Raw genomic sequence first — 15,206 nt, 5'->3', positions numbered from 1 at the left:
ATGTCGGGACCGCAAGTCGCCATCGATCTTGGCCGCATCGAGCGCAATGCACGCACGATCGTCGAACGTTGCGCGCTGTCGGGCATAAAAGTGTTCGGCGTCACCAAGGGCACCTGCGGCATGCCGCAAGTGGCGCGCGCCATGCTGCGCGGCGGTGTCGCCGGCATCGCCGAATCGCGCTTCGAGAACATCCGCCGGCTGCGCGACAGCGGCATCAACGCGCCGATCATGCTGTTGCGCAGCCCGCCGATGGCGCGTGTCGAGGAGGTGGTGCGCACCGTCGACATCAGCCTGCAGTCGGAACTCGCCACCATCCGCGAAATTTCGCGCATCGCCGAGCGCATGGGCCGCGTCCACGACATCATGCTGATGATCGATCTCGGCGATCTCCGCGAAGGCATCTGGCCGAATGACCTGATCCCGACGGTCGAACAGATCCTGCAGTTCAAGGGCGTGCGCATTGCCGGTATCGGCACCAATCTCGGCTGCTTCGGCGCCATCATGCCGACGCCGGAAAATCTTGGCCAGCTCGTCGCCCACGCCTACAAGACCGAGCGTCTGTCCGGCAAAAGCCTCGACGTGATTTCCGGCGGCGCTTCGTCGTCGCTGCCACTGCTGCTCGAAGGCAGACTGCCGGCCGGCATCAACAATTTGCGCGTCGGCGAGGCGATCCTGCAAGGCGGTGTCGAGACCTTCCGGGACACGCCGTGGGCGGAGCTCGAACCCGATGCCTGCCGGCTGACCAGCGACATCATCGAGGTCAAGCTCAAGCCGTCACGGCCGATCGGCCAATCGGGCTACGACGCCTTCGGCAACCAGCCGGTCTTCCCCGACGAGGGTGACAGGCTGCGCGCCATTGCCAATATCGGCCGCGAGGACGTGCTGGTCGAGGGGCTGACGCCGATCGCCAAGGGGATACGCGTGCTCGGCGCCTCCAGCGACCATCTGCTGCTCGATGTCGCCGATGCCGATCCGCCGCCTTCCGTCGGCGACCGCGTCGCCTTCCGCATGAGCTATGGCGCCATGCTTTTGGCGATGACCTCGGAATATGTCGAGAAGGCCCCGATGCACGACGTCGAGGATTTTTCGGGCCGCAAGATGGTGCAGATCACCGCCGGGCAGGGAGCTGCCGGCATCCTGGCCCGGGAAAGCACCGGCGCGCGGTTGGAAGCGATGAACTTCGACGTGGTGGAACTGGCCGATGTCGAGCGGCCGCCATCGGGGCTGGTCCGGTTGATCGCCGGCGCCGACCGTCGCATCGCGCACAAGGCGCTGACCGCGACGGCGCGCGCGACGCATTCCTTCGGCCTGATCTGGATCGATTCCATCGCCGCCCTGATGCCCGAGGACGAGGACGGCATCGACCTGCCGGAACGCTCGGTCCTGGCGCGGGCGCTTGGCCTCGACCACAAGGCGGGTGCGCTGCAGCCGCAGCTGTCGCCGGAAAATGTCGTCATCGTCGGCCTGCGTCACGCCGATCCGGCCGAAGTGCGGGTGCTGAAGGATTCGCGCGTTGCGGCCTTCACCATGACCGATATCGACGCCATGGGCATGCGCGACCTGATGCATGAAGCGATCCGCATCGCCACCTCAGGCACGCAAGGCTTTCATGTCAGTTATTCGCCGACCGCAACCGAATTCGCCGGCTGGGCTGCGGGCTCCGGCGGGCTGACGGTGCGCGAGACGCATCAGGCGATGGAGGCGATCGCGCTCTCCGGCGGGCTGCTGTCGATGGATGTGTCGGGCCTGACGGCGGATCTGGAGCCGCGGATCGGCACCGACGCGGTCAACTTCGTCATGTCGGCTTTCGGCAAACGGATTCTCTGATCAGCCCTGCACGTCCACTGCCGCCAGCCATGCACTGACATAGTCGGCCCAGGCCGGGTCTATAGGCGGTTCTATGCTTTCGCCCTTGCCGTGCGTCGCCGGCCGATCGCATGCCAGCAGCGCGGCGCCGATGCTGGTGCCGGTGGCGGCCTCGGACGCAACCACGGCGCGCGCCGTGGCTGCCGCCAGCATGCCGACAAAGAGCCGGTTGCGGGCAAAGGGGCCTTCGACCGTGGTCGGACCGTCCGCGCCGATCAGCTCGAGGCAGGTTGCCGTCATCAATGCCAGGTAGAACGAGATGGCGGCAAAGCGCTGGCCGCTGTTCAGGCCCTCGGCATCAAGCCATATTGCGGCATGGTGCGGGAACGGCCCCGAGCCTTGCTGGGTCGACGGCAGCAGCAGCATCTTTCGCGCCAACACGGTGCCGACATCGTCTTCGGTCCACTGTTCCGGCTGGTCCTTTGTCAGCACGGAAAACTCGCGGCCGCCCATGAAGCGCGCCGAGGGAACGGGATTGCCGAGTGCGTTGACATTGACCAGCGTGTCGCGCGCGGCAGCCAGCGCAATCTGTTTGCCGCCGACCGCCATCGACACCACCCAGGTGCCGGTCGAGACTACGGAGAAAGGCGGCTTGTCGGACAGCAGATGCGGCAGCAGCGAGGCATTGGAATCATGCAGGCCACAGAACACCGGCGTCTGCGGATCCAGTCCGGTTCGCATCGCAACAGCGGGCAGGATCGGGCCGAGGCGATCGCTGGCCGGCCGCACCGGCGCCATCAGGCCGCGCCATTCCAGCCTGTCGACCAATGATGAGAAATCCGCCGTCCACGGGTTCCACAGGTCGGTGTGGCAGCCGAGCGAGGTGACCTCGTTGGCGGCGATGCCGGTCAGCCGCAACGCCCAGTATTGCGGGTACATCAGCATCGCGGCGGCCCTGGCGAATTCCGCCGGGAAGCTCTTCTGCTGCCAGAAGAATTGAGCACCAAGATTGAGGCCGAGCGGCAGGCGCGGCGTGCCGGTCTCGGAGAAGGGCGGGCGGATCGCGTCATAATCCGCTGCCAGCCCGTCGGGGCCATCGAACTCATAGTCGAGCACCGGCAGCACCAGTTCACCCGCCGCGTCGACCAGCACGCCCGTCGCGCCGTGGGTGGTGATCGAAATGGCGTCGATGCGCTGTTCGCGGTGGAGGCCGGCAAGGCTTTCGAGGATGAATGCCCATAGCGCCTCTACATCGTGGTGCGGGTAAGGCGCCTGTCGCACCGGCGCATTGGACATGCGGCGCAGCGCGACCTCGCTCAACGTAGCGAGGCCGACCAGCGCCACCTTGGCGTTGGTCTTGCCGATGTCGATGACGGCGATGTGACGCGTCGCACTCATGCCATGTGGAACATTGTTTCCAGCTTCACGGCCACCGGCTCGTTGTCCTCTCTGGTTTCCATGATGTCGGCCATTTCAGCCCACCAGCGCTGCATCACCGAATGCCCTGGCAATTCGTCCATGCCGTGGTCGTCACGCCGCCACAGAACACCGAACAGGATATTGGTCTCCTCGTCGAGATGGATGGAATAATCGGAGACGCCGGCTTGCTTCAGCAGTGAGACCAGCGACGGCCAGATCTCGTCATGGCGCTTCTTGTACTCGGCCTTCATGCCGGGCTTCAGCTTCATCTTGAGTGCGTATTTCTCGGCCATCAACGCCCTCCGCGCAGCCGCCGCCAGACGATCGGCAAGGCAATGACGATGATCAGCAGCAGGCCGATGAAGATCGACATGACGATGCCGGGCACGTTGAGCAGGCCGAGCCCGAAGGTCACCAGCCCCATGATGAAGGCCGCGAGCACTACCCCAAGAATGCTGCCGGCGCCACCGAGGATACTGACGCCGCCGAGCACCACCATGGTGATGACTTCCAGCTCGTAGCCCTGTGCGATCGAGGGCCGCGTCGAACCGAGCCGCGATGTGATCAGCACCGAGGCGATGCCCGACATCAGCCCGGTCAGGCAGAACAGGATGAACTTGGTGCGACCGACGCGCACGCCGGAAAACTGCGCAGCTATCGGATTGTTGCCGATGGCGAAGACGCGTCGCCCGAAACTCGTACGGTGCAGCAAGAACCAGTAGACGACGGCGGCAATGAGGAAGAGCACCAGCTCGAACGACACCACCCACCAGACATAGCCCTGGCCGAAGAAGGCGAAGCTTTGGGGATAGCCCTTGTAGGCCTGGTCGCCGAGGATGATGAAGGCGATGCCGCGAAACAGGCTCATCGTGCCGATGGTGACGACGATCGACGGCAGGCCGAGCCTTGTCACCAGCAGACCGTTGAAAGCGCCGCAGCCGAGCCCGACGACGATGCCGATCGCCACCAGCACCGGCGTGCCGGCGCCGGCCTGCACGGCCATGCCCATCATCGTCGACGCCAGCGCGATGATGGCGGCAACCGACAGGTCGATCTCGCCCGAAATGATCAGCAGCGCCATGGCGAAGGCGATCAGGCCCTTCTCGGTGAAATTGAAGGTCAGATCGGACAGCGAATACGGGTCGAGGAAATAGGGAGAGGCGAAGCTGTTGATGGCGAAGATGGCGACAGCCACGACGACCAGCAGCGCTTCCCAGGAAAAGATCGCCGAACGCAGCGGCTTGTCGAGCCGGTCGGGAATATGGCGCGGGGCAGGGATGTCGGTCACGCCTCCACCTTTCTGAGGATGATGCGGCCTTGCTGGCGTTCGCCGCGCGCGTTGAGCACGACGGCCAGAATGATGGCGCTGCCCGAAATCGCCATCTGCCAGAAGGGCGAGATGTTGATGACCGGCAGGGCGTTGGAGATGATGCCGAGGAACAGTGCGCCGAGCACCGCGCCGCCGACCGAGCCGATGCCGCCGGCGATCGAGATGCCGCCGATGACGCAGGCGGCGATGATGTTGAGCTCATAGCCGTTGGCGACCTCGACCGACGCGATCACATAGCGCGAGATCCAGAGATAGCCTGACAGGCCGCCGATCATGCCGGAGATGCAGAAGACGATGAATTTCGTGCGGCCGACATCGATGCCGGCATAGACGGAAGCCGTCGGGTTGACGCCGATGGCATAGATCGAGCGCCCGAGCGCGGTGCGCGTCATCAGGACGAAGAACAGCGCAATGACCAGGATGGCGATCCACGACAGCACCGGAATGCCGAGGAAGGCGGCGCGCTGAAAGCCGATGAAATCCGGGCTCATCTTGTCGGCATTGACCCAGGCGCCGCCGGACAGGACGAAGGTGGCGCCGCGATAGATGGTCAGCGTGCCCAACGTCACCACGATCGAGGGGATGTTCAGCCGCCAGACCAGCAGGCCGTTGATGGCGCCGAGCACCAGCCCGACGACCAACGCAATGACGATCAGCAGCGGGATCGGGATTGCCGGATGCGCGGCATTCAGCATCGCCACCACCATGCCGGTGAAGCAGAGGTTGGAGGCCATCGACAGGTCGATAGACCGGGTCAGGATGACCACCATCTGGCCAAGCGCCAGGATCATCAGGATCGAGGTGTCGTTGAAAACCTGACGCAGATTGCCGGGGTCGGCGAAGGCCGGGAAGCGCGTCGAGATCAATCCGATCAGCACGACGATGGCCGCGAACAGCCAGATTTCGCGATATTTGAGGAAAGCCTTCATGCCGCGATCCCCGCCGCCGTCCGAACCAGCGTCTCGGCGTCCAGCCCCTTGTTGTCGTAGACCGCGACAACGAGACCCTCGCGCATGACCACGACGCGGTCGGACATGCCGAGGATTTCGGGCAGCTCGGAGGACACCATGATCACCGACAGGCCTTGCGCCACCAACTCGGCCATGAAGCCGTGCACGGCGGCCTTCGAGCCGATGTCGATGCCCTTGGTCGGCTCGTCCAGGATGATCACCTTGGGCGTGGTCGCCAGCCATTTGGCGATGACGATCTTCTGCTGGTTGCCGCCCGACAGCGTGCCGACATCCTGGCTGAGCGAAGAGGCCCTGAGGTCGAGCCGCTCGGTGTAGGAGCGGGCCAGATCGAACTCCTCCGACAGCCGCAGCAGCCCAGACTTCGACGTGCGCTTGAGCGAAGGCAGCGAGACGTTCTGGAAAATCGGCAGGCCGATCACCACGCCCTGCTTGCCGCGTTCCTCCGGCACGTAGACGATGCCGGCATCGATCGAATCCGCAGCCGATTTCGGCGCGAGCGTCTTGCCTTCCAGCGTGATCGTGCCGGCTGATGTGCGGGTGATGCCCGATATCGCCTGCATCACCTCGCTGCGGCCGGCGCCGACCAGGCCGTAGAAGCCGAGGATCTCGCCCTTGTGCAGTTCGAAGCCGATGTCGTTGAATTCGGTCGGATGCGACAGGCCGGAGACGGAGAGCACCGGCAAGCCGATCTCGGCCTTGCGCTGCGGGAAGATGTGATCGACCGCGCGGCCGACCATCAAGCGCACGATCTGGCTTTGGCCGGCATCCCTGATCAGGCCTTCGCCGACCATCTCGCCATCGCGGAACACCGTGTAGCGGTCGGCGATACGGTAGATCTCGTCGAACTTGTGGCTGATGAACAGGATCGCCTTGCCATCGCTCTTGAGGAACTCGATCAGCAAAAAGAGCTCCTCGATCTCCTTCATCGAGAGTGCTGCGGTCGGCTCGTCCATGATGACGATCTGCGCGTCGATCGACATGGCGCGCGCAACGGCAACCAGATGTTTGTTGGCGATGCCGAGGTCCTTCAACCGCGCGTCGGCGTCGATATGGCCGGCATGCATGGTGTCGAGCACTTCGCGTGCATTTTTGCGCATCGTGCGCCAGTCGATGGTGCGCAAACGCGTGCGTGGCGCATGGCCGAGAAAGATGTTTTCTGCGACCGACAAATCGTCGAACAGCACGGTTTCCTGGTGGATGGCGGTGACGCCGTGGCCGAAGGCGGCATGCGCGCTGGGCAGGGTGACGGTCTGGCCGTCGATACTGATTGTGCCCCCGTCGGGCTGGTAGATACCGGTCATGATCTTGACCAGCGTCGACTTGCCGGCGCCGTTTTCGCCGATCAACGCCGTCACCTGCCCGGGGTAGAGAGACAGGCTGACATTGTGCAGCGCGCGCACGCCGGGAAAGCTCTTGGAGATGCCGGTCAGCGTCAGGCGTGGAGCCGGGGCCGGAGGCCGCTCCTTCACCGCGCCGTGTTGGGCTGTCGTGTCCATAATCGTATCAAGCCCTGAAACAAGGTTCGTTTAAAGTCGCGGCGGGACGTGAGCCCCGCCGCGTCAGCTCTAGAGAACTCCAGATCAATAGATCTTGGAGAACTTTTCGATGTTCGACTTGTCGAACTGGAAGGGCGGAGCCATCGCAGCCGAGTTGGTGTCGTCGAGCGTCACCTTGCCGACGCGGCCGATCGATAGCGTGGCGCCGGGCTTTGCCTCTTCCTTCTTCACCGCCAGATCATGGGCGAGGTAGACGGCCGAGTAGCCGAGGTCGATCGGGTTCCACAGCGCAACCGCCTGGCTGGAACCGTTGTCGATGAACTTCTTGAACTCGGACGGCAGTGCCAGACCGGTGACATTGACCTTGCCGATCAGGTTTTCGTCGGTGACGACCTGGGCGGCGGCAACGACGCCGACGGTGGTCGGCGCGATGATCGCCTTGAGGTTCGGATAGGACTTCAGCAGGCCCTTGGCTTCGTCGGTGCTCTTGGCCGAATCGTCATCGCCATAGACGGTGGCGACGAGTTTGATCTTGGGGAACTTCTCCGGCAGGATCTTCTTGGCCGCGTCGATCCAGGCGTTCTGGTTGGTCGCGGTCGAGGAGGCCGACAGGATGGCGACCTCGCCGCCTTCCGGCAGGTGGTCGGCTGCGAGCTTGATGATGGTCTCGCCTATCAGGCCGGTATCGGACGGGTTGAGGTGAAGCTGGCGGCCTTCCTTGGCGACGCCCGAATCCCACGAGATGACGGTGATGCCGCGCTCCATGGCCTTCTTCAGCACCGGCACCAGAGCGTCGGCGTCATTGGCCGAAATGGCGATGGCGTTGACTTTCTGCGCGATCAGCGAATTGACCACTTCGATCTGCGCTTCGGCGGTCGCCTTGGTCGGGCCGGTGTAGATGATGTCGACGTCGCCAAGTTCCTTGGCCGCCTCTTCGGCGCCCTTGTTGGCGGCATCGAAGAAGCCGTTGCCCAGCGACTTCACCACCAGCGCGATCTTGACGTTCTCGGCATAGGCGGCATTCACGAACATGGCGGCTGAGAATGCAGCCGTCACCATCAATTTCTTCAAGAAGCTCATCGAATTTCCTCCCTTGAGCGTTGCATTCCATCGTCGCCGCGGGCGTGAGGGTGTCTCAGGCCTGCAGTGAAGATTCTTCCTTGTTGGTTGCGGATGCGCGGGCGACGATCAGCGTCACGCCGGCGGTCTCCAGCATCTTGGCTTCGCGATCCTCGATGCCGTCATCGGTGATGACGGTGGCGATGCGCGACAGGCCGCACAGGATCAGGCTGGAGCGTTTGCGGAATTTCGAGGAATCGACCAGCACCACCAACTCGTCGGCCTGGTCGATCAGTTTCTGCTCCGCCTGGATCAAAAGCGGATCGCCTTCCATGAGGCCGAGCGGGCCGAGCCCCTGTGCGCCCATGAACATGCGGCGCGCATAGAAATTGCGCGTCACGTCATTGTCGAAGGGCGACAGAATGATGTTCTGCTCGCGGTAGATGGTGCCGCCCGACAGCATCACCGTATTCTTGGAGTGCTTGAGCAAATGCTCGGCAATCGGGAACGAATTGGTGAAGATCGGCATGCGGCGGCCGGTCAGGAAATGCACCATCTGGAACGTGGTGGTGCCGCCATTGATGATGATCGGTTCGCCGTCCTTGCATAGCTCGACCGCTTCACGCGCAATCGCCCGCTTCTGCGAGGCGTTGATCGTTTCGTTGACGGAAAAGGGCCGGCCGGCCAGCCCGATGAACTGCGGCGGCGAGATTGCCTCGGCGCCGCCGCGCACACGGCGCAGCCGCTTCTGGACGTGGAGAGCCGCGATATCGCGCCGGATCGTCGCCTCGGAAGACTCCGTCAGGTCGACCATCTCCTGCACCGTCACCACAGGCTTTTCCTGGACGGCGGACAGAATGATCCTGTGGCGCTCTTTTTCGTGCATGGTTCCTCCCTGCCCGAGCATTTAGGCACCCAAAACGCGCAGTGTCAATCATTTCCGATCATATAATTACATTGTGCAGTGCAATATGATCGATATTGATTGTTTGTGATTGACAAGCCAGCCGCTTCCGTGGAAATTCGGGACCAAATGGCCGCGCCTTTTGCGTGCCTTCGGGAGGATTTCTTATGCTCGACAAGCGCACCGGCGCGCGCCTCGCCAATCTGTGGGATGAGGCCAAGGCTCACGCTATGAGCGGGCCGGAACTTCTGGTCTACCGCTCGAACACGCTCGGTTCCGACAAGCGCGTCACCAACTATGGCGGCGGCAACACGTCGTCGAAGATCTGGCAGAAAGACCCGCTCACCGGCGAGGATGTCGAAGTGCTGTGGGTCAAGGGATCGGGCGGCGACAGCGCCTCGATCAAGCTGGACGGCTTTGCCACGCTCTACATGGACAAGCTGCGCGCGCTCAAAGGTCTCTATCGCGGCGTCGAGCACGAAGATGAAATGGTCGGCTTCCTGCCGCACTGCACCTTCAACCTCAATCCGCGCGCGGCCTCTATCGACACGCCGTTGCATGCCTACGTGCCGAAGCCTTTTGTCGACCACATGCATCCCGATGCCATCATCGCCATTGCCGCGGCAAAGGATTCGAAGGCGCTGACGAAAGAAATCTTCGGCGACGCCATCGGCTGGCTGCCGTGGAAGCGCCCGGGCTTCGAACTTGGTCTTTGGCTGGAGAAATTCTGCCTCGAACATCCCGCCGCCAAGGGTGTCATCCTGGAAAGCCACGGTCTGTTCACCTGGGGCGACACCCCCAGGGGATGCTACGAGACGACGATCTCGGTGATCAACCAGGCGATCGAATGGTTCGAGCGCCGCTCCGAGGGTGTCGCCATCTTCGGCGGTGAAGTGGTCAAGGCACTCGACGCCGCTGAGCGCCGTGCCATCGCGGCCAAATTGATGCCGAGGATTCGCGGCCTGATCTCCGAAAAGAGCCACAAAACAGGCCATTTCGACGATTCCACTGCTGTGCTCGAATTCGTCAACTCCAGGGATCTGCGCCCGCTGGCGGCACTCGGCACGTCATGCCCCGACCATTTCCTGCGCACCAAGATCCGCCCGCTGGTCATCGAATTCGATCCGGCCAAGCCCGATGTCGATGCGGTGATTGCGCGGCTTGCCGACGACATCGCAGCCTATCGCGTTGGCTACCAGGCCTATTACGACAGCTGCAAGCATCCGGACTCGCCCGCCATCCGCGATCCCAATGCCGTGGTCTACCTGATGCCCGGCGTCGGCATGTTCACCTTCGCCGGCGACAAGGCGACGGCGCGCATTTCGGGAGAATTCTATGTCAACGCCATCAACGTCATGCGCGGCGCCTCCACCGTATCGTCCTATGTCGGCCTGCCTGCACAGGAAGCCTTCGACATCGAGTACTGGCTGCTCGAGGATCTGAAGCTGCAGCGTATGCCGAAGCCGAAGTCGCTTGCCGGCCAGATCGCCCTGGTCACGGGTGGCGCCGGCGGCATCGGCCGCGCCACGGCCAACCGCCTGCTGCGCGAAGGCGCCTGCGTGGTGCTGGCCGACATCGACGAGACAGCGCTGGCCAGCGCCAATGACGAACTGGCGAAAGTCTACGGCAAGGATTTCGTCCGCCCGGTGTTGATCAACGTCACCTCGGAGGACCAGGTCATTTCGGGCTTTGCCGAGACGGCGGTCGAGTTCGGCGGCATCGACATTCTGGTGTCGAATGCAGGGCTGGCCTCCTCGGCGCCGATCGAGGAGACGACGCTGGCGCTGTGGAACAAGAATATGGACATCCTGTCGACCGGTTACTTCCTGGTCTCGCGGGAAGCGTTCCGGCTGTTCCGCGCCCAGAAGATTGGCGGCAACGTCGTCTTCGTCGCCTCCAAGAATGGCCTTGCCGCATCGCCCAACGCCGCCGCCTATTGCACCGCCAAGGCCGCCGAGATCCATCTCGCCCGCTGTCTGGCGCTGGAGGGCGCGGAGGCGCAGATCAGGGTCAATGTCGTCAACCCGGACGCGGTGCTGCGCGGCTCGAAGATCTGGACCGGGGAGTGGAAGGAACAGCGCGCCGCCGCCTACAAGATGTCGACCGACGATCTGGAGGAGCACTATCGCTCGCGTTCGATGCTGAAGCGCTCGGTCTTCCCGGAAGACATCGCCGAAGCGATCTATTTCCTGGCGTCCGACATGTCGGCCAAGTCGACCGGCAACATCATCAATGTCGACGCGGGCAACGCCCAGTCGTTCACGCGCTGAGCGGAGGGGACGATGGAACACATCATCTCCGCCGACCTCGTCGACAAGGACAACGCCGTGCGTAAGCCCAACCTCGAGCGCGACTACGCCTCGCTCGGCGAGCGGCTCGACCGTCGCGGCATCGCCATCGATGCCATCCGTGACAAGGTCGAGAAATTCGCGGTGGCGATCCCGTCCTGGGGCGTCGGCACCGGCGGCACGCGCTTTGCCCGCTTTCCCGGTGCCGGCGAGCCACGCGACATCTTCGACAAGATCGAGGATTGCGCCGTCATCCAGCAATTGACGCAGGCGACGCCGACCGTTTCCCTGCACATTCCGTGGGACAAGGCCGACCCGAACCGGCTGAAGCAGGCGGCTTCGCGCTTTGGCCTCGGCTTCGATGCCATGAATTCCAACACTTTTTCCGATGCAAAGGACCAAGCGCTTTCCTACAAATTCGGCTCGCTGTCGCATGCCGATGCCGGCACGCGGCGGCAAGCGGTCGAGCACAATCTCGAATGCATCGAGATCGGCAAGACGCTGGGCTCCAAGGCGCTGACGGTGTGGATCGGCGACGGTTCGAACTTCCCCGGACAGGTCAATTTCGCCAAGGCGTTCGAGCGCTATCTCGACGCCATGAAAGAGGTTTACGCCGGACTGCCCGCCGACTGGAAGCTGTTCAGCGAGCACAAGATGTACGAGCCGGCCTTCTATTCCACCGTCGTGCAGGACTGGGGCACCAACTACATCATCGCCAGGGAGTTGGGCGACAAGGCGTTCTGCCTGGTCGACCTCGGCCATCATGCGCCCAACGTCAACATCGAGATGATCGTCTCGCGGCTGATCCAGTTCAAGAAGCTTGGCGGCTTCCACTTCAACGATTCGAAATATGGCGACGACGATCTCGATGCCGGTTCGATCGACCCCTACCGGCTGTTCCTCGTCTTCAACGAACTGGTCGATGCCGAACTTTCCGGCGCCGAGGGTTTCGACCCGGCGCACATGCTCGACCAGAGCCACAACGTCACCGATCCGATCGAAAGCCTGATGCTGTCGGCGGTCGAGGTGCAGCGCGCCTATGCGCAGGCGCTGCTTGTCGACCGCAAGGCGCTGGAAGGTTTTCAGGACTTGAACGACGCGCTGATGGCGACGCAGACGCTGAAGGCCGCTTACCGAACTGATGTCGAGCCGATCCTGGCCATGGCGCGGCTGAAGACAGGTGGCGCCATCGACCCGGTCGCTGCCTATAGGGCGGCGGGCTACCGTGCCAAGGTCGCGGCTGAACGGCCGGCAGTTGCCGGTGGCTCGGGCGGCATTGTCTGAGGCCGAGCCGGCCCCCTCATCCGGCCGCTTTGCGGCCACGGCCCTTCGGGCGTTCGTTGTTCGAAAAGCCAAGCAGTTGGCTTTTCGTCCGCTGCGCGGACCACGCCTCACCCTCGCTGGGGAGAAGAGACTGGCGTCAGCGCTGACAACCTCCTCTCCCCCTCGGGGAGAGGTCGGATTGCCCCGAACTGCCCTTCGCAATTCGGTTGGCAATCCGGGNGAGGGGGCTCTTTCTCGTGCTCCCTCAATTGTTAGTGGACTCGATCCGTCCAACACGGTCTTCTAGGCATCCCCCCGCCCGGAGAACCGTCATGCCGCTCACCCGCAGAACACTGATCGCCGCCAGTCTTTCCATCACCTTCGCCCTCGCGCCGTTGACGAGCGTCTTCGCCGCATCGCCGGCGCCGGCCAAGGGCGAGCACGGCATGGTGGTGACGGCCCAGCATCTGGCGTCCGAAGTCGGCATCGAGGTGCTGAAAAAGGGCGGCAATGCCGTCGATGCTGCGGTTGCCGTCGGCTATGCGCTCGCGGTCGTCTACCCCAATGCCGGCAATATCGGCGGCGGCGGCTTCATGACCATCCGCTTCAAGGACGGCAAGTCGACCTTCCTCGATTTTCGCGAGCGGGCGCCGCTGGCGGCGACAAAAACCATGTATCTCGACAAGGACGGCAAACCGGTGAAGGGCGCCAGTCTCGACGGCTATCTCGCGGTCGGCGTGCCGGGCTCGGTGGCCGGTCTGGAGATGGCCCGTGAAAAATACGGCAAATTGTCCCGACAGGATTTGATGGCGCCGGCAATCGGCTATGCCAGGGAAGGCTTCATCCTCAACCAGGGCGACGCCGCCTCTTTTGCCGGCAGCGCCGACAGGCTGGCGAAGGACCCCGCGGCCGCCGCCATCTTCCTGAAACCCGACGGCAAGCCCTATGGCATCGGCGAGCGGCTGGTCCAGCCCGACCTCGCGGCATCGCTCGCCGCCATTTCCGAAAGGGGTACGGATGCCTTTTACAAAGGCGCCATCGCCGATGCCATCGTCAAGGCGAGCGGCGCCAAGGGCGGCATTCTCGCCAAACCGGATTTCGAGCAATATGCGGTGCGCGAACTCAAGCCCGTGACCTGCACCTATCGCGGCTACGAGATCACCTCCTCGCCGCCGCCCAGCTCCGGCGGCGTCATCATCTGCGAAATCCTCAACGTGCTGGAGGGCTATCCCTTATCCTATCTCGGTGCCGGTTCGGCCGAGACGGTCCACGTCATGGTCGAGGCGATGCGCTATGCCTATGTCGACCGCAATTCCGCGCTCGGCGATCCCGATTTCGTCGTCAATCCGGTCTCCAAATTGCTTGATAAGGCCTATGCCAGGGATATCCGCGACAAGATCGACCCGTTCCGGGCCGGCGTGTCGCAGGATCTGATGCCGAAGGGCTTTGGAGAGTCGAAGGAGACGACGCATTATTCGATCATCGACGATGAAGGCAATGCGGTCGCGGTCACCTACACGCTGAATGGCTCCTTTGGAGCCGGCGTCGTCGCCGACGGCACCGGCATCCTGCTCAACAACGAAATGGACGATTTCACCCAGAAACCCGGCGTGCCCAATCTCTACGGCCTGGTCCAGGGCGAGGCCAACGCCATCCAGCCGAAGAAGACGCCGCTGTCATCGATGAGCCCGACCGTGGTCGCCAAGGACGGCAAGCCGTTCATGGTCATCGGCAGCCCGGGTGGTTCGCGCATCATCACCATCACGCTGGAAGCGATCGTCAATGTCATCGACCACGGCATGAACATCCAGGAGGCGATCGACGCGCCGCGCATCCACCATCAATGGCTGCCCGACAAGGTCTATGTCGAGCCGTTCGGCCTGTCGCCGGACACAGAAAAGCTGCTGGCCGGCATGGGATATCACCTCGATCTCGCTGACCAGACCTGGGGGCAGGCGGCCGGTATTCTGGTCGGCGGCAAGAGCCTGGCGGAAATCGAGAAAGGCGGCGGCGCGCGCTACAACGGCGCCATCGACAGCCGCGCGGCCTCCGGCGAGGCGCTCGGATACTGATAGCTCGGAGGAAAAGCTTGGTGCAGCGTGGCGATTCGGGTTGATCGCCCGCTGCTCAAGTGGATTGGCTCACACCGATGTGACCGTCACAAAACCAGCGTGAGGGTGGACGCAACCAGCATCAAGGCGGCAATGCCGACGAACAGCGCATAGATGCGCGGCCGGTCGAGCAGCAGCGCGTTTCCGGAGATCCAGGCGGACGTGGCGCCGCCAAGCGCGAAGAGGAAGCCGTTGCGGTGCCCGAAGACCATCGATGCGGCCATCAGCCCGCCGATGATCAGCGCACCGAACACGATGATCACGGCAACGGCATATCTCTCGAAATCATTGCCGCTTCCCATGCTCGGGCCGATTGCGTTCAAGGTTGGCAGGTCGTCCGGATCGAAAGGGTTCGTCGACCCGTATTCGTCTTGACCGGCAGGCTCTCGCATCATTCATTCTCCGTATAGCGGCAACAAACCATCAAGCCTTGCCGAGCGCAACCCGATCGCACTCCCCTCAATGCGTTTGGTACGGTCTTCTACACCTTCTGGCGACGACCGCCGCCGGTTTTTTGATTCGTTGCCTTTTCAGGCGATCCAATCCAGAGCGGCCTGCC

General features: G+C 63.2%; 12 protein-coding genes. 4 read left to right on the top strand and 8 right to left on the bottom strand.

Translation table 11 applies throughout. The features are described from left to right. Entirely contained in the window at positions 1 to 1,827 is a 1,827-nt protein-coding gene (locus tag MESCI2_RS0122735) for an alanine racemase (protein WP_027038571.1), read from the top strand. On the opposite strand, the gene MESCI2_RS0122730 is transcribed toward MESCI2_RS0122735, so the two are convergent. The 7 genes from MESCI2_RS0122730 to MESCI2_RS0122700 form a co-directional block, all read right to left on the bottom strand. Then, on the bottom strand, positions 1,828 to 3,204 hold the full coding sequence (locus MESCI2_RS0122730) for an FGGY-family carbohydrate kinase (protein WP_027038570.1): 1,377 nt from the start codon (positions 3,202 to 3,204) through the stop codon (positions 1,828 to 1,830). It abuts the gene before it with no gap. Further along, a complete protein-coding gene (rhaM, locus tag MESCI2_RS0122725) occupies positions 3,201 to 3,518 on the bottom strand; it encodes an L-rhamnose mutarotase (protein ID WP_027038569.1) in 318 nt (105 codons plus the stop codon). The genes MESCI2_RS0122730 and rhaM overlap by 4 nt, the downstream gene beginning before the upstream one ends. Further along, the gene (locus MESCI2_RS0122720) at positions 3,518 to 4,513 is read right to left on the bottom strand and encodes an ABC transporter permease (protein ID WP_027038568.1); all 996 of its coding nucleotides are present in this window, start codon (positions 4,511 to 4,513) and stop codon (positions 3,518 to 3,520) included. Before MESCI2_RS0122720 ends, rhaM begins: the two co-directional genes overlap by 1 nt. Further along, positions 4,510 to 5,484, bottom strand: a complete 975-nt coding sequence (locus tag MESCI2_RS0122715) for an ABC transporter permease (RefSeq protein ID WP_027038567.1) — start codon at positions 5,482 to 5,484, stop codon at positions 4,510 to 4,512. The genes MESCI2_RS0122720 and MESCI2_RS0122715 overlap by 4 nt, the downstream gene beginning before the upstream one ends. Beyond that, the gene (locus MESCI2_RS0122710; protein WP_027038566.1) at positions 5,481 to 7,022 is read right to left on the bottom strand and encodes a sugar ABC transporter ATP-binding protein; all 1,542 of its coding nucleotides are present in this window, start codon (positions 7,020 to 7,022) and stop codon (positions 5,481 to 5,483) included. Before MESCI2_RS0122710 ends, MESCI2_RS0122715 begins: the two co-directional genes overlap by 4 nt. Positions 7,023 to 7,106: 84 nt before the next feature. Beyond that, a complete protein-coding gene (rhaS, locus tag MESCI2_RS0122705) occupies positions 7,107 to 8,102 on the bottom strand; it encodes a rhamnose ABC transporter substrate-binding protein (RefSeq protein ID WP_013533599.1) in 996 nt (331 codons plus the stop codon). 55 nt (positions 8,103 to 8,157) lie between these two features. Further along, the gene (locus tag MESCI2_RS0122700; RefSeq protein ID WP_027038565.1) at positions 8,158 to 8,967 is read right to left on the bottom strand and encodes a DeoR/GlpR family DNA-binding transcription regulator; all 810 of its coding nucleotides are present in this window, start codon (positions 8,965 to 8,967) and stop codon (positions 8,158 to 8,160) included. Positions 8,968 to 9,152: 185 nt separating this feature from the next. Here MESCI2_RS0122700 and MESCI2_RS0122695 point away from each other — a divergent pair, with 185 nt between their 5' ends. The 3 genes from MESCI2_RS0122695 to ggt all read left to right on the top strand — a co-directional run bounded on the left by MESCI2_RS0122695 (position 9,153) and on the right by ggt (position 14,608). Next, complete coding sequence (locus MESCI2_RS0122695) at positions 9,153 to 11,255, top strand: bifunctional rhamnulose-1-phosphate aldolase/short-chain dehydrogenase (protein WP_027038564.1); 2,103 nt, start codon at positions 9,153 to 9,155, stop codon at positions 11,253 to 11,255. Between the two features lie 12 nt (positions 11,256 to 11,267). Further along, positions 11,268 to 12,557, top strand: coding sequence for an L-rhamnose catabolism isomerase (gene rhaI / locus MESCI2_RS0122690; RefSeq protein ID WP_027038563.1), 1,290 nt, complete (start codon positions 11,268 to 11,270; stop codon positions 12,555 to 12,557). Between the two features lie 311 nt (positions 12,558 to 12,868). Further along, positions 12,869 to 14,608: a gamma-glutamyltransferase gene (gene ggt / locus MESCI2_RS0122685; RefSeq protein WP_027038562.1), complete on the top strand. Its 1,740-nt coding sequence runs from the start codon at positions 12,869 to 12,871 to the stop codon at positions 14,606 to 14,608. Between the two features lie 86 nt (positions 14,609 to 14,694). Here ggt and MESCI2_RS01000000135170 read toward each other — a convergent pair whose 3' ends face one another. Further along, positions 14,695 to 15,042 (bottom strand): hypothetical protein, encoded by a 348-nt coding sequence (locus tag MESCI2_RS01000000135170; protein WP_032808338.1) that lies wholly within the window; start codon positions 15,040 to 15,042, stop codon positions 14,695 to 14,697. Positions 15,043 to 15,206: the final 164 nt, after the last annotated feature.

This window comes from Mesorhizobium ciceri WSM4083 (genome assembly GCF_000519305.1).
In the GTDB taxonomy this organism is placed as follows: domain Bacteria; phylum Pseudomonadota; class Alphaproteobacteria; order Rhizobiales; family Rhizobiaceae; genus Mesorhizobium; species Mesorhizobium ciceri_B.
The sequence above is the reverse complement of the archived record's forward strand: the minus strand, read 5'-3'. Positions and strand labels throughout refer to the sequence as shown.